Source organism: Jannaschia sp. GRR-S6-38 (assembly GCF_029853695.1).
In the GTDB taxonomy this organism is placed as follows: Bacteria; Pseudomonadota; Alphaproteobacteria; order Rhodobacterales; family Rhodobacteraceae; genus Jannaschia; species Jannaschia ovalis.
On the sequence record NZ_CP122537.1, the window covers coordinates 1,925,115 to 1,945,980 of the forward strand.

A 20,866-nucleotide genomic window follows, 5' to 3' on the forward strand; every position below is an offset into this window, starting at 1 on the left:
GCGATGCCGCCGCAGTCGGCCGCATTGGCGACCTATCTGGCCTGGTCGAACCGGGCCGTCGGGTTCGGCGAGCGGACGCTGCGCCGGCGGCTCGACGCGGGCAAGGAAGATCCTGCCCGGCTGGACGAACGCCGCGGTCTCGCGTCGCTGCCCCGGCCGGAGGGTCAGCTCATCTGGCTGCACGCGGCCTCGGTCGGTGAAAGCGTCTCGCTGCTCGAGATGATCCGCCGCATGGGCGAGGAGCAGCCGGACCTGCATTTCCTGCTGACCTCCGGGACGGTGACCTCCGCCGTCGTGCTGGCCGATCGGCTGCCGCCGCGGACGCTGCATCAATACGTACCGCTGGATGTCCGTCCCTGGATGCGGCGGTTTCTCGACCATTGGGCGCCCGATATCGCGATCCTGGCCGAGGGCGAGATCTGGCCCGCATTGCTGCACGAGACCCATGCGCGCGGCATTCCGATCGCGATGATCAACGCCCGCATGACCGAAGCCGCGCATGGCCGCTGGCGCTGGCTTCGCGGCGCGGCCCGGTCGCTGATGCACCGCATCGAACACGTGCAGGCGCAGGAACAGGCGACTGCCGACCGGCTCGTGGATCTCGGCCTGCCCCTCGCGCGGCTCGAGATCACGGGCACGCTGAAGGAGGGCTCCGCCGCGCTTCCCCATGATGAGGCCGAGCGCGTGCGGCTTGCCGCCGCGCTGGAGGGGCGGCCCTGTTGGCTGGCGGCCTCGACCCACGAGGGCGAGGACGAGATGGCCGGCACGGCCCATGCGGTCGCGCGCCGGTCCTGGCATCGCTTGCTGATGATCGTGGCCCCCCGCCACCCCGAGCGGGGCGACGCGGTGACCGCTGCCTTCCGCGCCGCGGGCTGGCGCGTCGCGCAGCGCGCGCGCGGCGAAGACATCACGCCCGAGACCGAGATCTACGTGGCCGACACGATGGGCGAGATGGGGCTGTGGTACCGGTTGAGCCCAGTGTCGTTCATGGGCGGCTCGCTCGTGCCGATCGGCGGCCACAACCCCTACGAGCCCGCCGCGCTGGGCTCCGCCATCCTGCACGGCCCCCATGTCGAGAACTTCGCCGATATCTTCCAGCGTCTCCAGGAGGCCGAGGCCGCCCAGATCGTGCCCGGTCCCGATGCGCTGGGGCCCGCCGTCGCCCGCGCGCTGGAACCCGACGAGGCCGCGCGCCTGGCCCATGCCGCATGGGAAGTCTGTTCGGCCGGGGCCGATGTGACCGAGCGGGCGATGGACCTGCTCTTCGCCATGCTGGACCGCACCGGCTGATGCGTGCGCCGGGCTTCTGGTCCCGTCCCGCGGGGTTTCGCGCGGCTGCGCTCGCGCCCTTTGCGGCGCTCTATGCCCGGACAACGGCGCGCCGCGTCGCGCGGCCCGGCCTGCGGCTGGACGTGCCGGTGATCTGCGTCGGAAACCTGACCGCCGGCGGCACCGGCAAGACGCCCACCGTGATCGCCCTGGCCGAGCGCCTGTCCGCGCGGGAGGTGACGGCGCATGTCGTCTCGCGCGGCTATGGCGGGTCGCTCGACGGGCCGGTGCGGGTCGATCCGGCCCGGCACGACGCCGCGCAGGTCGGGGACGAGCCGCTCCTGTTGTCGGCCTTCGCGCCGGTCTGGGTGGCCAAAGATCGTGCGGCGGGCGCGCGTGCCGCGGTAGCGGATGGGGCGCAGGTCGTGCTGCTGGATGATGGCTTCCAGAACCCGGCACTGGAAAAGGACCTCTCGCTCGTCGTCGTCGACGCGGGCGCGGGCTTCGGCAATGGCCGGGTCATCCCCGCGGGGCCGCTGCGCGAACCCGTGGCCGACGGCCTGAAGCGCAGCGATTTCACACTGTCGATCGGAAGCGACGATCAGCAGGCGCGCCTGGACCTGCCCGAGCCGCCGCCGCGTCTGCGCGGCCGTCTCGCGCCGCTGCCGACCGGGATGGACTGGCGCGGCCTGCCGGTCTTCGCCTTCGCGGGCATCGGCCGGCCGGAGAAGTTCTTCGAGACGCTGCGCGCGCTCGGCGCCGATCTGAAGGGCAGCGAGGCGCTGGGCGACCACCAGCCGCTGACCCCGGCGCTGCTGCACCGGCTGGGCGAACGGGCGGCCAGGCTCTCGGCGCAGCCCGTCACGACGGAAAAGGACGCCGTGCGCCTACCCGCCGCGCTGCGCGGGCGCGTGCTGACCCTGCCGGTGCGGCTGGAGCTGGAGGACTGGGCGCCGCTCGATGCGGCGCTCGACCGGCTCGGCCTTTAGGCCGCCTCGTCCACGAGCTGGCCGATCTGGCCCAGGCTCATGTTGCCCGTGTGCATGTCGCCGTTGATCAGGAAGGACGGGGTCGAGCGCACGCCGTCCCGCTCCGCGTTGGCCTGGTACCAGGCGACCAGGCTCTCGGCCTTGGCGGCATCCTGCATGCAGGCATCCAGCGTCTCCTGATCCATGCCGGCCTGTGCGCCGACGCGCTTGAGCGCCGCCGCCACGTCCGCCGGCTCGCCTGCGCGGGCCCAGTCGGATTGCGTGCTGTAGAGCAGCTCGGCCACGCCGAAATACCGCTCCGGACCGGCGCAGCGGGCGACCATCGCGGCCCAGAGGCCGTAGCGGTCGAAGAACACCTCGCGATAGGTGAAATGCACCTTCCCGGTGTCGATGTAGTCGCGCTTGAAATCCTTGAACGTGTCGTTGTGGAAATCGGCGCAATGCGGGCAGGTGTAGCTGGCGTATTCCACCACCTTCACCGGCGCGGCCGGATCGCCCAGCGTGATGTCGGGGATGGGCACGCTGCCCTGCGCGCGCGCGGAGATGTCGAACGGCGCGGTGCCGTCGCCGCGTCCGAAGGCCAGCATCCCGGCGCCGGCGAGCGCGGAGGTGGCAAGGAGGGTCAGGGCGGTGCGTCGCGTCAGCATTGTCTTCTCCGGTAAGGGGTCGCGGCTCAGCCGCGCGGTCTCGATATGATGTTCTCTGCCAGCCGTTCAAGCGATGACCGGAGCCCGTCATCCGATACGCCCGCCGCCGTCTTCCGCGCGGCGTCGCGCAGGGCGGGGTCGGGGGCGGGCTTGGGCTTCGGTTTCGGCGTGAAGGCGGCCTGGCCCTCGGCGAAGCCGGTGGGCGCGGTCTGGGTGATCGCGATGCGGCTGATGGCGTTGTAGCCGTAACAGGCGTTCACTTTCTCGCGGAGCGCGGGCAGCTTCATCTCCAGCATCGGGGCCTGCGCGCCCGTCGTCAGAAGCGTCAGGACCGCACCGATGCCGCCCCGCGGGAAGGCCACCTTGACCGGGCGGCTGATCGCGGCCACGTCGGGACCGGCGATCTCGGCCCAATGGGTCAGCAGCCGCGTCTCGGAAAAGCCGCGCGACTCGCCCATCCGGCCGATGTCGCGCGCCACCAGCGTCGAAACGCGGCGGGGGCCTTTGCGATGCTGTGCCATCGGTCGCGGTTCCTCCTGTCGCCCGCTACCCTACATGGGGAATCGGGACGCGAAACAGGGGATTGGGTCACCAATGCGTGAAAGATCGGCGCGGCTTCTCGACTGGTACGACGTTCATGCCCGCGACCTGCCATGGCGGGTGCCGCCCGCATCAAGCGCGCGGCCCGACCCCTACCGCATCTGGCTGTCGGAGGTGATGCTGCAGCAGACGACGGTGGCGGCGGTAAAGGACTATTTCGCGCGCTTCACCGCGATCTGGCCGGATGTGCACGCCCTGGCCGCCGCCGAGGATGCCGAGGTCATGGCCGCATGGGCCGGGCTCGGCTATTACGCCCGCGCCCGCAACCTTCTGGCCTGCGCCCGGGTCGTGTCGAACGAGCTGGACGGTGCGTTCCCCGACACCGAGCCGGCGCTGCTGAAGCTGCCGGGCATCGGGCCCTACACGGCCGCCGCAATCGCGGCGATCGCCTTCGACCGCCGCGCCGTGGTGGTCGATGGCAACGTAGAGCGGGTGGTGACTCGCCTCGAGGCGATCGAGACGCCGCTGCCGGCCGCCAAGCCCGCGATCCGCGCCGCGACCGACGCGATCACACCCGCGGTCCGGCCGGGCGATTTCGCGCAGGCGATGATGGATCTGGGCGCCACGATCTGCACGCCGCGATCTCCGTCCTGCATGCTGTGCCCGCTCGCCGAGGATTGCGGCGCCCGGATCGCCGGCATCGCGCCCGACCTGCCGCGCAAGACGCCGAAGGCGCCCCGGCCCGAACGGCGCGGGCATCTCTACATCGCGCGGCAGGGCGAGCTCTGGCTGATCGAGACGCGGCCCGGGCGCGGTATGCTGGGCGGCACGCTGGGCTTTCCGACCTCCGACTGGTCCGACGCGCCCGATCCCGCACCCCCCTTCGAGGCGCCCTGGCGCGAGCTGGGCGAGGTGCGGCACGGCTTCACGCATTTCCAGCTCACGCTGACGGTCCATCACACCGACCAGCCCGGGAACCCCGATCGCGGCGCCTATGCCCCGCTCGACCCCGACGCGCTGCCCACCCTGTTCCGCAAGGCCCACGCGCTGGCGACGTAGCGTTTCCATCCGCCGCATTGGCCGGGTTTCGCGCTTGCGGTAAGCTCGCGCGACGACGATCCGAGGACGCGACGCATGACCATCACCGCCTACCCGGACGCGGCCCTGCGCAGGCCCTGGGCCGCGCTGCCCTTCTGGCTTTCGCTGACCATGGTGCCGGTGATCTGGCTGGGCGCCGTCCTGGGCGGGGCCTGGGTGCTGCTGGTGCCGGCCTATGCCTGGCTGGGCTATTCCGCGCTGGACCTGCTCACGGGCGAGGAGGAGCGCAACGCCGATCCGAACCGCCGCGACGGCCTGGGCTGGTACCGCGCGATCACGCTGATCTGGGCGCCCATGCAATTCGTCACGCTGTTCGGCCTGATCTTCTACGCCACCCGCGCCGATCACCTGACGCCGCTGGCGCTTTGGGGGCTGTTCTTCGGCGTGGGCGTGGTCTGCGGCACGATCGGCATCAATTACAGCCACGAACTCATGCACCAGAAGCCGCGGCTGGATCGCTGGCTGGGGGACATCCTGCTCTCGATGGTGCTCTACTCGCATTTCCGGTCCGAGCATCTCCTGGTGCATCACCGCTACGTCGCCACGCCCCGCGATCCGGTGACGGCGCGCTACAACGAGGGCTTTCACCGCTTCTTCCCACGCGTCCTGTGGCAATGCCTGACCTCCGCGCTGGGCGCGGAGCGGGACATGCTGGCGCGCCGCAAGCTGCCCGCCTGGCACCGGAGCAATCCCTTCTGGCGCTATGCCGCGCTGCAGGGCGGGATGCTGGCGCTGGCCATGGCCCTGGGCGGCTGGCTGGGGCTGGTGCTGTTCCTCGTGCAGGCCTTCACCGCGATCTGGCAGCTCGAGCTGGTCAATTATGTCGAGCATTACGGCCTCACCCGCCGCCATCTGGGCGACGGCAAATACGAACCCGTGCGGCCGCATCACTCCTGGAACTCGGCGCAGAAGGCGTCGAACTGGCTGCTGATCAACCTGCAGCGCCATTCCGACCATCACTACAAGCCCGACCGCCCCTTCCCGTTGCTGCAGACCTATGGCGATGACGAGGCGCCGCAGCTGCCCGCGGGCTATCCGGTGATGACCGCGGCGGCGATGGTGCCGCCCGTCTGGCGGCGGATGATGAACCCGCGGGTGCGGGAATGGCGGCGCAAGCATTATCCCGATATCGCGGATTGGTCCGCCTACAAGACCGCCAGCAACCCGCTGCCGCGCTAGCGGGGGCGCCGCCCGAAGCGGCGCCCGCGCGGTCAGTTCGACAGGCCGCGCCGCTGCATCTCGAGCGGGATGTTGAACAGCCCGCCGCCCGTCGAGACGTCGGTCTGCATGTCGCCCAGGATCACCGTCGTCTGCGAGCCGCCCTCGTCGGTGATTACCCATTGGCGCAGCGTGACGGGCGCGGGCGTGAAGACCAGCTGGATGTTGCCGTATTGCGGGTTGGCCGGATCCTGCAGCGTGACGGCGGTCTGCGTGTCGTCGCCCTCGTGGCGCACCACCATGCCCGAGCGGCCGAGATTCACCTGTTCCTCGAGGATCAGGTTCAAGGGCGTCTGCGACAGCGGGTACTGCTCCGGCGCGGTGTTCGAGACGGGGTCGAAGACCGCGACCTGGCCGCCGCCGGCGATCACCAGCCCGCGATTGGGCGCGTCGTAATCGAACCGCGCACGCCCCGGGCGGCGCAGCGTCAGGTCGCCGGTCGAGATCGAGCCGTCGGCATTGACCTGCGTGAATTCCGCCTGCGCCGAGCGGAAGGAATTCAGGTAGTTCGAGATCTCCTGAACGGAGATCCGGGCCTGCGCGGGCAGGGCGGCGGCGGCGAGCGTTGCGGTCAGGGCGAAGGTCGCGAGGATGCGCATGGAGGGACTCCGGGATCAGGTCGGCTGCGATATAGGGCCGATCTGCCGCGATGTCCCGCCGCTATGCGATGACGGCGCCGCGATAGGCGCCGACCCGCGTCAGCGGCGCCGATTGGCCGGATGCTGCGAGGCCGAGAGGATATGATCCGCCCCGTGCAGGATGTGCTGGGCGTGGTGCACGATCTTCGGATCGGGCGGCACCGCCACCTTCGGGTCCCGGTCGGGATAGTCGAAGCTGGACAGGAAATGGCGCATGCATTCCAACCGCGCGCGCTTCTTGTCGTCAGACAGGATGACCGTCCAGGGCGCGTCGGCGGTGTCGGTGTAGAAGAACATCGCCTCCTTCGCCTCGGTGTAATCCTCCCACTTGTCGAGCGAGGCGCGGTCGATCGGCGAGAGCTTCCAGCGCTTGAGCGGATCGGTCTTGCGGCTCTCGAAGCGGCGGCGCTGCTCGGGGCGGGTGACCGAGAACCAGTACTTGTAAAGCCGGATGCCCGAGCGCGTGAGCATCCGCTCGAACTCGGGCGTCTGGCGCATGAATTCCAGGTACTCGTCGGGCTCGCAAAACCCCATGACGCGCTCGACGCCGGCGCGGTTGTACCAGGACCGGTCGTAGAGAACGATCTCGCCCGAGGTCGGCAGATGCTTGATGTAGCGCTGGAAGAACCACTGGCCGCGCTCCTCCTCGGTGGGCTTGTTCAGCGCCACGACCCGCGCGGCGCGGGGATTGAGATGCTCGGTGAAGCGCTTGATCGTGCCGCCCTTGCCGGCCGCGTCGCGGCCCTCGAACAGCATCACGACCTTCTGGCCGGTCTCCTGCAGCCAATGCTGCACCTTCAGAAGCTCGACCTGAAGCGCGGCCTTCTCCGCCTCGTAACGCGCGCGTGCCAGCTTCTTGGAATAGGGATAATGCCCGGCCTCGGGCGCGACCTTCAGGACCGGCTCCTCGGCCGGGACGATCTTCGACTGCTTGTTCATGACGCGCGCCTCCATCTCGGGTCCGGCCATCTTGATGCCCGGCCCGCGATGGGCGCGCCTTGACCTCGGTCAACGCAAACGCGGGGCGCGCTCAGCCGTTCGGGTCGGGCAGGAGGATGTCGCGCTTGCCGACATGGTTGGCGGGCGTGACGACGCCGTTCTCCTCCATCTGCTCCACGAGGCGCGCGGCCTTGTTGTAGCCGATGCCCAGCTTGCGCTGGATGTAGGAGGTCGAGCATTTGCGGTCGCGCGCGACGATCTCGACGGCCTCGTCGTATTGCGCGTCCTCCGAGCCAGTGTTTCCGCCCAGCCCCAGCACCGCGTCGATATCGGAGGTCACCCCCTCGTCGGGGCCGTCCAGCACGGATGCGGCGTAATCGGGCGGGCCGAAGCTCTTGAGGTGGTTGACGATCTCCTCGACCTCCTCGTCGGAGCAGAAGGGCCCGTGGACGCGGGTGATCTTGGAGCCGCCCGCCATGTAGAGCATGTCGCCCATGCCCAGAAGCTGCTCGGCGCCCATCTCGCCCAGGATCGTGCGGCTGTCGATCTTCGAGGTGACGTGGAAGCTGATCCGCGTGGGGAAGTTCGCCTTGATCGTGCCGGTGATGACGTCGACCGACGGGCGCTGCGTCGCCATGACGAGGTGGATGCCGCTCGCCCGGGCCATCTGCGCGAGGCGCTGGATGCAGGCCTCGATCTCCTTGCCGGCGACCATCATCAGGTCGGCCATCTCGTCCACGATGACGACGATATAGGGCATCTTCTCGGGCACCGACTCCTCGGTCTCGAAGATCGGGTCGCCCGTCTCGTCGTCGAAGCCGGTCTGGACGGTGCGCGAAAACAGCTCGCCCTTGGCCAGCGCGTCCTTCACCCGCCCGTTGTAGCCGTCGATATTGCGCACGCCCATGCGCGACATCTTGCGGTAGCGCTCCTCCATCTCGCCCACGACCCATTTGAGCGCGACCACCGCCTTCTTCGGGTCGGTGACGACGGGCGACAGCAGGTGCGGGATGCCGTCATAGACGCTGAGTTCCAGCATCTTGGGGTCAATCATGATCATCCGGCACTCGTCCGGCGTCAGCTTGTAGAGCAGCGACAGGATCATCGTGTTGATCGCCACCGACTTGCCCGAGCCCGTGGTGCCCGCGATCAGAAGGTGGGGCATCTTGGCGAGGTTCGCGACGATGGGCGCGCCGCCGATATCCTTGCCCAGCGCCAGCGGCAGCGCCTGGTTGCCGTCGCCGAAATCGCGCGCCGACAGGATCTCGCGCAGCACGACCCTCTCGCGCTGCTCGTTGGGCAGCTCGATCCCGATGATCGAGCGGCCCGGCACCGTCGACACGCGCGCCGAGAGCGCCGACATCGACCGCGCGATGTCATCCGCCAGCCCGATGACGCGGCTGGCCTTCAGGCCCGGCGCGGGCTCCAGCTCGTACATGGTGACGACGGGGCCCGGGCGGACCGAGACGATCTCGCCCTTCACGCCGTAATCGTCGAGCACCGCCTCCAGCATGCGCGCGTTCTCCTCGAGCGCCTCGTCGCTGAGGTGATGGCGCTCGATCGAGGCCGGGTCGGCCAGCAGGTTCAGCGGCGGCATCTCGTAATCCGCGACATTGTCCTCGAATTGCAGCGCCGGCTGGGCTTCGGCCTGCGCGCGCTTGGACGGCGGCACGGGCTTCGCGGCGGGCTGGACGACCTTGCGGTGCAGGGTCTTCGGACCGGGCGCCGGCGCCGGCGCGGCGTCTTCGATCAGCGCGTCGGTCTCGAGATCCGGCGCCTCGGTGAAGTAATCGGGCTGCTGCGGCTGCGGCATAGCCGCCGGGGCGGCGGTCCGCGCGGCGGCGGTCAGCACCGGCTCGGCTCGCGCCGCCGGGGTGGCGGGCGGCTGGCGCAGGGCCTCGGAGATGGTGGCGCGGCGGACCCGGGTGCGCACGGCGCTGGCGATGCGCGCGCGCACGCGGTCGTCATCGGGCATGTCGGGATCATGGGCCAGCAGGGGATCGGCGCGGCGGCGTTCGTCGCGCGCCTCGGAGCGGCCCAGCGCGGGCAGCCAGGACATCAGCCCGCGGCGCGGCGCGTCCTCCTCCTCGAGCTCGTCCTCGTAGATCTTCTCGGGCTCCGTCTCCACGGCCCGACGCTCGCGCAGCGCGGCGGAACCGCGCAGGGTCGCACCGGCCGCGCCGCGCGCCGCCGACCCGGTGGCGAGGCGGAAGAGGTGCAGCGCATTGCCGAGACCCGCGAGGAACAGCAGGGCCGCCTTGCGAAGGTCGTCGCGGGTGAAGCCCAGAACCCAGGCCCCGCTCAGGACGGCGAGAATGGCGATCATCCCGGTCAGGAGCTTCAGGCCGATCGTCGCGGTGATCGGCAACAGCGTGAGCAGCGCGCCCAGCAGCGTGTCGCCGAACAGCCCGCCCAGTCCGAAATCGTGGCTCCAGCCCGCGCCGGGCACCATCGTCGCGCACCAGAGCGACAGGATCGGCACCCAGCCCATCACGAAGAGCGCGCGCGGCAGGGCCCGCTCGGACCCCTGGTGCAACGCGAAGCGCAGGCCCCAGGCGATGAGACCGGCGGCTAGGCCCAGGCCACCATAGCCGACGATCAGGTAGACCGGCGCGGCCAGCGTCGCGCCCGCCATGCCCAGCCAGTTGCGCGGCGCCGCATCGGTCGCCGCCAGCCAGGACGGGTCGTCGGGATGGTAGGAGCCCAGCATCATCGCGACCAGCAGGCCGGCGATGACCATCAGCGCGCCCAGCCCCTCGCGCCCGCGGCGGGCGAGGCTGATCTGCAGGTTGCTGTCCAGAAGGGGATCGCGCTGTCTGACTTGGTACGCCATGTCCGTCTCGCTCCTCAGTCTCGGAGGCAGTCGCGCAGGCGGGTCAACCCGTCCACGGTCTCGTCCAGGGGCGCGACCAGGGCCGCGCGGATATAGGTCTTGCCGGGATTCCCGGCCTCGGTGTCGCGGGCCAGGTAGGCGCCGGGCAGCACCTTCACGCCCGCTTCGGTCCAGAGCTTCAGCACCGCCGCCTCGCCGTCGCCGATGGCGGGCGGAACCGGCAGCCACAGGAAGAAGCCCGCATCGGGGATATGCGCGTTGCCGAGGATTTCGCGCGCGGCGTCGAACTTCGCGGCATAGAGCGCGCGGTTCTCCACGACATGGTCCTCGTCGGCCCAGGCGCGTGCCGCGGCCATCTGCAAGGGCAGGGGCAGGGGCGCGCCGGAATAAGCGCGCAGCTGGCGCATCCGGGCGATGTTCCGGGCCCCGGAGACGGCGAAGCCCGACCGCAGCCCGGCCAGGTTCGAGCGCTTCGACAGCGAATGGAAGGCCACCACGCGGTTTGGATCGGCGCCGACTTCGCGCACTGCCTCCAGCACGCCCACGGGCGGCGTACCGCAATAGATCTCGGAATAGCACTCGTCGGCGAGGATGATGAAATCGTGCCGCTCCGCCAGTGCCAGCAGGTCGCGCCAATAGGCCATCGAGGCGCAGGCGCCCTGCGGGTTGGCGGGCGAGCAGATATAGACCAGCGCCGTGCGGTCGAGCAGCGCTGGATCCAGCGCGGCGAAATCGGGGAGATGCCCGGTCTCGGCGGTGGCGTTGACATAGACGGGCTCGGCCGCCACGGCCAAGGCGGTCACGGCATAGACTTGGTAGAACGGGTTCGGCGTCAGCACGACGGGCCGCTGGCCGTTCTTCGTCTCGGGGCAGAGCGCCATCGCGACGTTGTAGAGCCCTTCGCGCGTGCCGTTCAGCGCCAGCAGGTCGGTCGCGGGATCGGCGGTCCAGCCGAAGCGGCGGTCCAGCCAGCCGGCGATGGCCTCCAGCAATTCGGGCGCGCCCTCGTTCGGGGGGTAGGACATGAAGGCCGCGGCATGGCGCGCCACCTCCTCGGCCACGAAGGCCGGCGGCGGATGGCGCGGATCGCCGATGGTCATCTGGATCGCGGGCTCGCGGCCGGGCGCACGTTCTCCGATCAGGCGACGAAGCCTGGGAAACGCGTATTCCGGCAGCGCGGAGAACCGCTCTGGATCGTTCATGCCAACATGCCTCGCGCGGGTGCTCTGACGGCCCCGTCAGCGGGCACGATAGCCCGAGGGCGCGTGCGGGGTCCAACGAAAAGGCGAGGCCCGTCAGGGCGGTGTGGCTTTCAGGTCAGGGCGGCCTCCATCGCCGCGCCGAGGCGCAGCAGCCGCTCTTCCTGCCCCGGCGGGCAGAGCGCCATCGCCCCGCAGGAGGGCACGCCCGTCGGCAGCGTCAGCCCGCACAGGCCCAGCACATTGCCCACCCGGGTGTTGCGCAGCGCCATCAGGTTCTCGGACACGTAGTATTCGGCATCCTTCAAGAGCCGCTCGCGATCGGGCGGCAGGATGGCCGAGCTCGGCAGCAGGACGGCGTCGTATCCGGCCGTCTGGCGCAGGAACTCGGCCTGCGCGGCGGCCCGCGTGCGGTAGGCGGCCAACACGTCGGCCCCGGTCGCGTCGCGCCCGCCGCGGAAGCGCTCCAGGATCTGCGGGAACATCTTGTGCGGCGCGGCCTCGATGACATCCCGCCAGATCGCGTAGGCTTCCGGCGCAAAGAGAAGCGGCGTCAGGTCCATCGCGGTTGCGACCGGTTCGAGCGCGTCGCGCTCGATCGTGGCCCCGGCGTCGCGGAAGCGGTCGACGGCATGCTTGAAGGCCGCCCGCGGGGCGTCGCGGCTGCTGTCGTGGTAATCGGCGAGGACGAGGAACCGCCGGCCCTTCAGCGTCGCGCCCGCCAGTTCCGCGGGCCGCCCGCCGTCCAGCAGGGCCAGCGCCAGGGCCGCGTCCTCGACGCTGCGCGTCAGCGGGCCGATCGTGTCCATGCTCTCGACCAGCGGGACCGTGCCCGCCACCGGCAGGCGACCGAGCGAGGTCTTCAGCCCCACCAGGTCGTTCCAGGCGGCCGGGTTGCGCACCGATCCGCCGGTGTCGGACCCGATCCCGATGGGCGCCAGCCCGAAGGCCACCGAGGCCGCCGCGCCCGAGGACGACCCCCCGGGCACGAGCTTCGGGTCGTTGCGGTTGGGCGGCGTCGCCGTGATCGGGTTCAGCCCGAGGCCCGAGAAGGCCAGCTCGGACATATGCGTCTTGCCCAGGCAGACCGACCCGCCCAGCGTCGCGGTGGCCAGGACGACGGCGTCGTCCTGCGGCACCCGGCCCTTGAGCAGCGCCGTGCCCGCCTCGGTCGCGACGCCCGCGCTGTCGAACAGGTCCTTCCAGCTGATCGGCACGCCGTCCAGCGGCCCGCGCCGCAGCCCTTCGCGGGCGCGCGCGGCGGCGGCCTCGGCCTCGGCCCGGGCGCGGTCGGGCGTTGTGGTGGTGAAGATCACGTCGCAATGCGGGCTGGCGTCGATCGCGGCGAGATAGGTCTCGCAGAGCTCGCGCGGGTCGATCTCGCCCGCGGCGATGCCGCGGCCCAGCGCGCCGCCGGTCATCCAAAGCCAGTCCTGCATCTCGTCCCCCGCGTCGATTTCGCGCCACGCTATTGCGCGGGACGGCGTTGGACAATGCCGCGCGCCCGCGCATATGGGAGGCCATGGATACGGATGTGATCATCGTCGGCGGCGGGCTGACCGGGCCGCTGACCGCGCTCGCGCTGGCCGATGCCGGACTGCGCAGCATCGTGCTGGACGCGCGCGACCGCGACGCCTTCGAAGCCGGCGATTTCGACGGCCGTTCCTACGCGATGGCGCTGGGCTCGGTGCGGGCGCTCCGCGCGCTGGGGCTCTGGGAGAGGCTCGAGGCCGACGCCCAGCCGATCACCGGCATCCGCGCCAGCGACGGGCGCGCGGGGGAAGGCGCTTCGCCCCTGCACCTCGCCTTCGACGCGGCCGATATCGGCGAGGCGTTCATGGGTCAGATGGTCGAGGACCGGCATCTGCGCCCCGTCCTTTTGGCCGCCTGCGACGCCGAGCCGAAGATCGAGATGCGCTTCGGGGTTACCGTCACGGCCCAGGCCGCGAACGGGCCCACCATCACCGTCGAGGCGGCCGGTGCGACGCTGACCGGCCGGCTTCTTCTGGGTTGCGACGGGCGCGGCAGCGGTGTGGCCGAGCGCGCGGGCATCACGCGCGCGCGCAAGGAATACGGCCAGACCGCGCTGGTCTGCGCGATCGAACACGACAAGCCGCATCACGGCATCGCGCATCAGTTCTTCATGCCGCCCGGCCCGCTGGCGATCCTGCCGCTGCGCGGCAATCGCGCCAGCCTCGTCTGGACCGAGACGCCCGAGGTCGCGGCCGAGCTGGCCGCGCTGGACGAGGCGGCGTATCTGGACGCGCTCCGCCCCCGGATCGGCAGCTTCCTCGGCGATTTCCGCCTCGTCGGCGCGCGCGGGACCTATCCGCTGGACCTGACGCTCGCGCGCGACTTCGCGGCGGATCGCGTCGCGCTGGTGGGGGATGCGGCGCATGGCATCCATCCCATCGCGGGGCAGGGCCTGAACCTCGGGGTGAAAGACGTGGCCGCGCTGGCGCATGTGCTGGGCGACGCCCGCCGGCGGGGCGAGGATATCGGCGCGCCCGACGTGCTGGCCCGCTACCAGCGCTGGCGCCGTTTCGACACGGCGGCGATGGGGTTCGCCACCGACGCGGTGAACCGGCTTTTCTCGAATGACAACCCGCTGCTCCGCCTCGGACGCGACCTTGGGATGGGAGCGATCTCGGCGCTGCCGGGCCTGCGCAAACGCTTCATCCGCGAGGCGGCCGGGATCTCGGGCGACCTGCCGCGGCTGATGCGCGGCTGACGGTCAGTCGAGGCGCCGGGCCTCGTCGGCCAGCATGATCGGGATGCCGCCGCGGATCGGATAGGCAAGCCCCGCCGATTTCGACACCAATTCCTGCTTCTCGGCGTCGTAGCTGAGCGGGCCATGGGTTTGCGGGCAGACCAGCGCCTCCAGCATCCGGCGGTCGTGTTCGGGCGCGTCGGTCATTGCAGCGTCTCCTCGCCGGAATTGCCGCGCAGGGCGAATTCCATCAGCGTCACCACCGTCTCGCGGCGCGTGGCCAGCGACGGCGCCTCAAGCAGCGCCTGCTTCTCCTCGGGATCGAAGGGGCAGAGCATCGAGAGCGAGTTGATCAGCAACTCCTCGTCGGCATCCTTCAGGCTGTCCCAATCGGTCGACAGCTCCTGGTCCTCGAAATAGCGGCGCAGCAGGTCCAGGAAGGCCGGGCGATCGAAGCCGGTATCGGACTCAACCCGGCCGAGATCCCGCTCGAACCCGGTCCAGGTCACGTCGGCTTTCAGATAGGGCTCGAAGCCCGAGATCTCGCGCATGATCCGGAAGCGCGACACGCCCGAGAGCGTGATCATGTAGCGCCGATCCTCGGTCTCGCTGAGCTGCGTCAGCCGCCCCGCGCAGCCGATCGACTGCAAGGCCCGCCCGTCGGATCCCTTCTGCGCCCGCGGCTGGACCATGCCGATGAGACGATGCTCGGACTTGAGGCAATCGTCGATCATCTGCAGGTAGCGCGGCTCGAAGATGTGCAGCGGCAGGCGCGAGCGCGGCAGGAGCAGCGCACCCGGCAGGGGGAAGACGGCGAGGGTCTCGGGCAGGTCTGAGGCGCGATACATCATCCGCAGGTAGCCCGCCCGATCCGTCAGGCAAAGATCATCGACGAAAGCTTCCGGCGGCCTTTCAGAACGGCCGGATCCTTGGGCCCGGCCGCGTCGAAGATCATGAAGAGCTGGGTCCGCGCGGCGCCGTCGTTCCACTCGCGGTCGCGGCGGAACAGCTCCAGCAGCTGCTCGATGGCCGCCTCGGTGTCGCCCTGCGCCTGCAACGCGGTCGCGAGGTCGAAGCGGGCCTGGTGATCGTCGGGATCGGCCTCGACGGCGGCGGTCAAATCGGTGACGGGGCCCGCCGCTTCGGCCTGACGGGCCAGCGCGATCTGCGCCGCCGCGGCCTCGATCTCCGCGGTGCCGGCGACGGCGTCCGGGGCGGTGTCGACCATCGACTGCGCCTGGTCCAGCTCGCCCAGCGCGACATGCGCGCGGATCAGCCCGCCCAGCGCGGCGGCGTTCTCGGGATCTTCGCCCAGGATCGCGCCGAAGGTCTGCGCCGCGTCGACGGCCGCACCCTCGCTCAGCATCTCCTCGGCGGCGGCGATGGCCTCGGCCAGCCCCTCGTCCTCGCCCGCGCCGCCCATCGCGGCGATGCGGTCCACGAAGGCCTTCACCTCGGCCTGGCTGATCGCGCCCTGGAAGCCGTCGACCGGCTGGCCCTGCCAGAAGGCATAGACGGTCGGGATCGACTGGATGCGCAGCTGTGCGGCGATCTGCTGGGCCTGGTCGACATCGACCTTGGCCATCTTCACGCGGCCCTTGGCGGCGGTGACGGCGGCTTCCAGCTGCGGACCCAGCGTCTTGCAGGGGCCGCACCAGGGCGCCCAGAAATCCACGATGACCGGGACCGTCTGGCTGGCCTCGACCACGTCGGCCATGAAGTCGGCCTCGGTCACGTCCTTGATGAGGTCCGCGTCGGGGGCGGTTTGCGGCTGGCCCAGTTCGATCATGGCGGCGTCTCCCGTTTGGCGTCGGGCGCTATATGCGCGCGGGCGCGTCGGTTTCCAAGGTGGCCCGTCGGCTCAGAGGTCGAAGGTCGCGAGAACCGGGGCGTGGTCCGAGGGCTTTTCCCAGCCGCGCACATGGCGCAGTACGCGGCTGGAATGCGCCGCGTTGGCGATGTCCGGCGTGGCCCAGACGTGATCGAGACGGCGGCCCTTGTCGGCCGCGTCCCAGTCGCGCGCGCGGTAGGACCACCAGGAATAGAGCTGCCCCTCGGGGATGTCCTTGCGCGTGATGTCGACCCAGCGCCCGGCCTCCTGCGTCTTGCCCAGCGCCTCGACCTCGATCGGCGTGTGGCTGACGACCTTGAGAAGCTGCTTGTGCGACCAGACGTCGTCCTCGCGCGGGGCGATGTTTAGGTCGCCGACAAGGATCGACTTCTCGGGACGCGCGCCGTGAAAGGCGTCCCGCATCGAGGCGAGGTAGTCGAGCTTCTGGCCGAATTTCACGTTCTCCGCGCGGTCGGGAATGTCGCCGCCGGCCGGCACGTAGAAATTGTGGATCGTCACGCCGTTCTCGAGCCGGCCGGCGACGTGGCGGGCATGGCCGAGATCGGCGTGATCCTCGGCGCCTGCTTCCTCCAGCGGCAGCTTCGACAGGATCGCGACGCCGTTATAGCCCTTCTGCCCGCGCGCCACGCGCCACTTGTAGCCCAGCGCCTCGAACGCGGCCGTGGGGATCTTCTCGACCGGCGATTTGCATTCCTGCAGGCACAGGATGTCCGGCGCCTCCTCCTCCAGCAGGCGGGCGACCAGATCCTCGCGCAGACGGACCGAGTTGATGTTCCAGGTGGCGAGGGTGAAGGACATGGGCAGCGGGCTCCGACGTGGCGTGGTCGGCACACCTAGCCCGGCGGCGGGGGCGGGGACCACCCCCGCCCGTCAGAGCTGTCGCACCAGCAGGTCGCGGAACGGCAGAAGCCGTTCGATCCGCGCGGTCAACGCGGGCACCAGCCCCGCATCGCGCCAGTCATCCGGCAGGGGCAGCCCCAGCGCGAGCGCCTTGCGGCGCAGCAGATCGCCATGCGGATGGTCGGGCGCATAGGGCTTGGGCACGCGTTTCAGCGGCTCGGGCCCGATATCGGCGAGCCGGCCGCCCGACGCGGCGATCAGCCCCGCCAATTCGTCGCCATGCGCGTCGACCATTGCGCGGTACCGCACCAGCCCGTCCTTCCCCAGCCCGGGCATGCCGCAGCCGACGAAGGTCGCGGCGGGCTCGACGCCGAAATAGAAGGCGGGCGCGGTCTCGCCGCCGCCGGGCGGGGCCCAGAGCATCGCCAGCATCGTCTTGTAGGGCGATTTGTCCTTCGAGAAGCGCACGTCACGATGGATCCGGAACAGTTTGGGCCGGTGCGCATCGCCGCTGATCCGGGCGATCTCCTCGGCCATGATCTCGGCCAGCAGCTTCGCCGGTCCTTCGATATCGCGCTTCCACGCGTCCTTGCGCGGCTCGAACCAGTCGCGCGTGTTGTTGCGGGCCAGGTCGCCGTAGAAGGCCTGAACGCGATCCAGCCAGTCGTCGAACCCGTCGGACATGCGCCGTCCCCTTTCGGCGAAAAGCTAGCGCGGCGACGCCATCGCGGCCAGCGCGCGCTGGGTCCGGCCAAAAAAAGGGCCGGACGCGGACGCCCGGCCAGTCCAACAGGGAGGTGCGTCCGATAGACCGCGAACGCGTCGGTATCCTCAGAGTAGGGCGTGAAATTCCTTTCCGTAAGGTAAATCAAAACTACGCAATCGCGAATTTCCCAGCCTGTGGCCCGGGAATCACGCCATCAGGCGATAGCCCCCGCTCTCGGTGACCAGCAGCCGCGCGTTCGAGGGGTCGGGTTCGATCTTCTGGCGCAGGCGGTAGATATGCGTCTCCAGCGTGTGCGTGGTGACGCCCGCATTGTAGCCCCAGACCTCGTGCAGCAGCACGTCGCGCGCCACCGTGCCGTCGCCCGAGCGGTAGAGGAACTTGAGGATGTTCGTCTCCTTCTCGGTCAGACGGATCTTCCGGTCGTCCTCGGTCACCAGCATCTTCTGCGCCGGCTTGAACGTGTAGGGCCCGAGCTGGAAGATCGCGTCCTCAGACTGCTCATGCGTGCGCAGCTGGGCGCGGATCCGCGCCAGAAGCACGGGAAACTTGAACGGCTTGGTGATGTAGTCGTTCGCCCCCGCGTCGAGCCCGAGGATCGTGTCCGCATCGGTATCGTGGCCGGTCAGCATCACGATCGGGCATTTGACGCCCTGCTTGCGCATCAGGCGGCACAGCTCGCGCCCGTCCGTGTCGGGCAGGCCCACATCCAGCACCACGAGGTCGTAGGGCTGCTCCTTCGCGCGGGCCATGCCGGTGGCGCCGCTATCGGCTTCGAACACGTCGAAATCCTCGGTCATCACCAGCTGTTCGGCCAGCGCGTCGCGCAGGTCGTCATCGTCGTCCACCAGCAGGATCTTTTTCAAATTGGCCATCGTCGCCTCCGGAACTCTTCGCCCCGAAAGTGTCGCAAGGACCGCGCCGCGCCAAGATGGCGGGCGCGCGACTCACGGCGACGTGTCGCCAAGGGGCGAATTGTTTCATATGTGAAGGCGGCGTGCGGGCCCGCCGCGCGCAATGTTACAGGGAGTCCCGATGCTCGAGCCGCAGCCCGCCGAATTGCTCGCCCGCGCGCGGGGCGATCTGCGCGTGGGGCTGCCGGTCGCGATCGGCGACTGGTTGATGGCCAGTGTCGAGACGATCCGCCCCGAACGCCTGGCGGCGATGCGGGCTGCCGGGCCGCTGGTGATGGGCGTTTCGGGGCGCCGGGCCGCGACGCTGAAGGCGCGCGCCTATGATGGCGACATCGCGCGTATCGCCGTGCCCGAGGGGGCGGACGCCGCCTGGCTGCGCGCGGTGGCCGACCCGGCGGACGATCTGCGCATGCCGATGAAGGGGCCGCTCTCGACCCTGCGGAACGGCGACGCGGACCCGTGGCGGCGCGGCGTGGCGCTCGCCAAGACCGCGCAGCTCCTGCCCGCCGTGATCGGCGTCGCGGCAGCGCCGCCGCCGGGGATCACGGTGCTGCCCGCCGACCTGCCGCTTGAGCCGCCGCCCGACGAGGTGGCCGCCGCGCGCGTGCCGCTTGCCGTGCACCGCGCCGGCCGCGTCCATGTCTTTCGCGAGGGGCTGGCCGGGGAGGAGCATTACGCCATCGAGATCGGCCGCGTCGATCGCGCGGCCCCGGTCCTGGTGCGCCTGCATTCCGCCTGTTTCACCGGCGACGTGCTGGGTTCGCTCAAATGTGATTGCGGCCCGCAGCTGCATGCCGCGATGGCGGCGATGGCGGGGGCCGGGGGCGGGATGCTGCTCTATCTCAACCAAGAGGGGCGGGGCATCGGGCTCGCCAACAAGATGCGCGCCTACGACCTGCAGGATCAGGGCTTCGACACGGTCGAGGCCAATCACCGGTTGGGCTTCGAGGATGACGAGCGCGATTTCCGCATCGGCGCCGCGCTGCTGCGGCGGATGGGGATCGGGTCCGTCCGGCTGATGACCAACAATCCCCGCAAGCTGCAGATGATGGAGGGGCAGGGGATCGCGGTCGCCGAGCGCGTTCCGCTTCATGTCGGCCTGACTCCCGAGAACGCGGCCTATCTGGACGTAAAGCGGCGCAAGTCGGGGCATCTGGAGTGACGGGCGCGCGCCAGCCCGGCTGGCTCGCCCGGGGGGCGGCGACAGGGGCGGGCTCCGAGGCCGCTCCGTCCGGCCAGAGGAAGACCGGGCCCGAGGATCTGGTCGTTACGCCCGCGGGCCTGCGGTTCCGGGGACGGCGGCTGGCCTGTACGGTCGGGCGCGGCGGCGTGCGCGCCGACAAGCGCGAGGGCGACGGCGCGACGCCCTCGGGGGTGCACCGGATCGTCGGCATGCTCTACCGCCCCGACCGAATGGCGCGGCCCGCCGATTGGGCCGTCCCAATCCGGCCGCGCGACCTCTGGTGCGACGACCCGCGCCACGCGGATTACAACCTGATGGCGCGCGCGCCGCTCGACGCTTCGGCCGAGCGGCTGATGCGGCCCGATCCGCTCTACGACCTCGTCATCCTGACCGGCTGGAACTGGCCGCACGCCGAACGCGGGAGGGGCAGCGCGATCTTCATCCATCGCTGGCGGCGGCCGGGCGCCCCGACCGAGGGCTGCGTGGGCCTCGATCCGCGCGACCTGCGCTGGATGGCCCGGCGTATCGGTTTCGGGACGCGGCTGGTGGTGCGCGGCTAGGCCGTCACCCGTTCGCCGAAGATGGCCGAGCCCACGCGCACATGCGTGGCGCCCAGCGCGATCGCCGCCTCGAAATCGGCGGACATGCCCATGCTGAGCCCCGCGAGGCCGTTGCGTTCCGCGATCTTGGCCAGCAGCGCGAAATGCAGGCTGGGGGTCTCGTCCACCGGCGGGATGCACATCAGCCCCGCGACGGGCAGGTCCATCGCGCGGACCTCGCGGATGAAGGCGTCGGCCTCGGCGGGCAGGATGCCGGCCTTCTGCGCCTCCGCGCCGGTGTTGACCTGCAGGAAGAGCTGCGGGCACTGCCCGATCTCCTGCGCGATATCGGCGATGCGGCGCGCGATCTTGGGGCGGTCGACCGAGTGGATGGCGTGAAACAGCTCCAGCGCCGGGCGCACCTTGTTGGATTGCAGCGGCCCCAGCAGGTGCAGCTCGATACCCTTGTAGCGCGCCATCCAGTCGGGCCACTTGCCCTGCGCCTCCTGCACGCGGTTCTCGCCGAAGACGCGGTGGCCGGCCTGCAACACCGCCTCGACGCGGTCGGGCGGCTGGACCTTCGAGACGGCGATCAGCGTCACCTCGGCGGGCGACCGCCCGGCGCGGTCGCAGGCAGCTTCGATGCGGGCGGTGATGTCGGGCAGGGACAAGGCGGCACCTCGGGACTGGCGGAGGCCCCGGTCATGCCAAACGAAGAAGGGCGGGCACAAGGC

The 20,866-nt window shown here is 70.4% G+C and carries 21 protein-coding genes; 7 read left to right on the forward strand and 14 right to left on the reverse strand.

Annotation, left to right across the window (positions count from 1 at the left end; translation table 11 throughout):
* Positions 1-3: 3 nt before the first annotated feature.
* Entirely contained in the window at positions 4-1,290 is a 1,287-nt protein-coding gene (locus P8627_RS09780) for a 3-deoxy-D-manno-octulosonic acid transferase (protein ID WP_279963914.1), read from the forward strand.
* Positions 1,290-2,258 (forward strand): tetraacyldisaccharide 4'-kinase, encoded by a 969-nt coding sequence (gene lpxK, locus P8627_RS09785; RefSeq protein WP_279963915.1) that lies wholly within the window; start codon positions 1,290-1,292, stop codon positions 2,256-2,258. Before P8627_RS09780 ends, lpxK begins: the two co-directional genes overlap by 1 nt.
* Here the strand turns inward: lpxK and P8627_RS09790 are convergent.
* Positions 2,255-2,905 carry a DsbA family protein gene (locus tag P8627_RS09790; protein ID WP_279963916.1) on the reverse strand — a complete coding sequence of 217 codons (651 nt, stop codon included), beginning with the start codon at positions 2,903-2,905 and terminating at the stop codon, positions 2,255-2,257. The genes lpxK and P8627_RS09790 overlap by 4 nt on opposite strands.
* 26 nt (positions 2,906-2,931) lie before the next feature.
* On the reverse strand, positions 2,932-3,426 hold the full coding sequence (locus P8627_RS09795; RefSeq protein WP_279963917.1) for a DUF721 domain-containing protein: 495 nt from the start codon (positions 3,424-3,426) through the stop codon (positions 2,932-2,934).
* Between the two features lie 73 nt (positions 3,427-3,499).
* On the opposite strand from P8627_RS09795, the gene P8627_RS09800 reads away from it, so the two are divergent.
* On the forward strand, positions 3,500-4,504 hold the full coding sequence (locus P8627_RS09800) for an A/G-specific adenine glycosylase (protein ID WP_279963918.1): 1,005 nt from the start codon (positions 3,500-3,502) through the stop codon (positions 4,502-4,504).
* 75 nt (positions 4,505-4,579) lie between these two features.
* Positions 4,580-5,722, forward strand: coding sequence for an alkane 1-monooxygenase (locus P8627_RS09805; RefSeq protein WP_279963919.1), 1,143 nt, complete (start codon positions 4,580-4,582; stop codon positions 5,720-5,722).
* Between the two features lie 32 nt (positions 5,723-5,754).
* On the opposite strand, the gene P8627_RS09810 is transcribed toward P8627_RS09805, so the two are convergent.
* The 5 genes from P8627_RS09810 to P8627_RS09830 form a co-directional block, all read right to left on the reverse strand.
* Positions 5,755-6,360, reverse strand: a complete 606-nt coding sequence (locus tag P8627_RS09810) for a LolA family protein (protein ID WP_279963920.1) — start codon at positions 6,358-6,360, stop codon at positions 5,755-5,757.
* Positions 6,361-6,459: 99 nt separating this feature from the next.
* Positions 6,460-7,338, reverse strand: a complete 879-nt coding sequence (gene ppk2 / locus P8627_RS09815) for a polyphosphate kinase 2 (protein WP_279967445.1) — start codon at positions 7,336-7,338, stop codon at positions 6,460-6,462.
* Between the two features lie 91 nt (positions 7,339-7,429).
* The gene (locus P8627_RS09820) at positions 7,430-10,171 is read right to left on the reverse strand and encodes a DNA translocase FtsK (RefSeq protein WP_279963921.1); all 2,742 of its coding nucleotides are present in this window, start codon (positions 10,169-10,171) and stop codon (positions 7,430-7,432) included.
* 14 nt (positions 10,172-10,185) lie between these two features.
* Positions 10,186-11,373, reverse strand: a complete 1,188-nt coding sequence (locus P8627_RS09825) for an aminotransferase class I/II-fold pyridoxal phosphate-dependent enzyme (protein ID WP_279963922.1) — start codon at positions 11,371-11,373, stop codon at positions 10,186-10,188.
* A 110-nt stretch (positions 11,374-11,483) separates the two neighbouring features.
* The gene (locus tag P8627_RS09830) at positions 11,484-12,809 is read right to left on the reverse strand and encodes an amidase (protein WP_279963923.1); all 1,326 of its coding nucleotides are present in this window, start codon (positions 12,807-12,809) and stop codon (positions 11,484-11,486) included.
* 47 nt (positions 12,810-12,856) lie between these two features.
* Between P8627_RS09830 and P8627_RS09835 the strand changes: the two genes are divergently transcribed.
* Positions 12,857-14,101 (forward strand): FAD-dependent monooxygenase, encoded by a 1,245-nt coding sequence (locus tag P8627_RS09835; RefSeq protein WP_407932931.1) that lies wholly within the window; start codon positions 12,857-12,859, stop codon positions 14,099-14,101.
* Between the two features lie 3 nt (positions 14,102-14,104).
* On the opposite strand, the gene P8627_RS09840 is transcribed toward P8627_RS09835, so the two are convergent.
* The 6 genes from P8627_RS09840 to P8627_RS09865 all read right to left on the reverse strand — a co-directional run bounded on the left by P8627_RS09840 (position 14,105) and on the right by P8627_RS09865 (position 18,371).
* On the reverse strand, positions 14,105-14,287 hold the full coding sequence (locus tag P8627_RS09840; RefSeq protein ID WP_279963925.1) for a Trm112 family protein: 183 nt from the start codon (positions 14,285-14,287) through the stop codon (positions 14,105-14,107).
* A complete protein-coding gene (locus P8627_RS09845; protein WP_279963926.1) occupies positions 14,284-14,928 on the reverse strand; it encodes an LON peptidase substrate-binding domain-containing protein in 645 nt (214 codons plus the stop codon). The genes P8627_RS09840 and P8627_RS09845 overlap by 4 nt, the downstream gene beginning before the upstream one ends.
* 26 nt (positions 14,929-14,954) lie before the next feature.
* The gene (locus tag P8627_RS09850) at positions 14,955-15,869 is read right to left on the reverse strand and encodes a co-chaperone YbbN (protein WP_279963927.1); all 915 of its coding nucleotides are present in this window, start codon (positions 15,867-15,869) and stop codon (positions 14,955-14,957) included.
* 72 nt (positions 15,870-15,941) lie between these two features.
* Entirely contained in the window at positions 15,942-16,730 is a 789-nt protein-coding gene (locus tag P8627_RS09855; protein ID WP_279963928.1) for an exodeoxyribonuclease III, read from the reverse strand.
* A 72-nt stretch (positions 16,731-16,802) separates the two neighbouring features.
* A complete protein-coding gene (locus tag P8627_RS09860) occupies positions 16,803-17,456 on the reverse strand; it encodes a DUF2461 domain-containing protein (protein ID WP_279963929.1) in 654 nt (217 codons plus the stop codon).
* Between the two features lie 228 nt (positions 17,457-17,684).
* The gene (locus P8627_RS09865; RefSeq protein ID WP_279963930.1) at positions 17,685-18,371 is read right to left on the reverse strand and encodes a response regulator transcription factor; all 687 of its coding nucleotides are present in this window, start codon (positions 18,369-18,371) and stop codon (positions 17,685-17,687) included.
* A gap of 160 nt (positions 18,372-18,531) precedes the next feature.
* Between P8627_RS09865 and ribA the strand changes: the two genes are divergently transcribed.
* Positions 18,532-19,572 (forward strand): GTP cyclohydrolase II, encoded by a 1,041-nt coding sequence (gene ribA / locus P8627_RS09870; RefSeq protein WP_279963931.1) that lies wholly within the window; start codon positions 18,532-18,534, stop codon positions 19,570-19,572.
* A 98-nt stretch (positions 19,573-19,670) separates the two neighbouring features.
* Positions 19,671-20,153: a L,D-transpeptidase family protein gene (locus tag P8627_RS09875; protein WP_279967446.1), complete on the forward strand. Its 483-nt coding sequence runs from the start codon at positions 19,671-19,673 to the stop codon at positions 20,151-20,153.
* On the opposite strand, the gene P8627_RS09880 is transcribed toward P8627_RS09875, so the two are convergent.
* Positions 20,150-20,803: a YggS family pyridoxal phosphate-dependent enzyme gene (locus P8627_RS09880; RefSeq protein ID WP_279963932.1), complete on the reverse strand. Its 654-nt coding sequence runs from the start codon at positions 20,801-20,803 to the stop codon at positions 20,150-20,152. The two genes, P8627_RS09875 and P8627_RS09880, sit on opposite strands and share 4 nt — an antisense overlap.
* Positions 20,804-20,866: the final 63 nt, after the last annotated feature.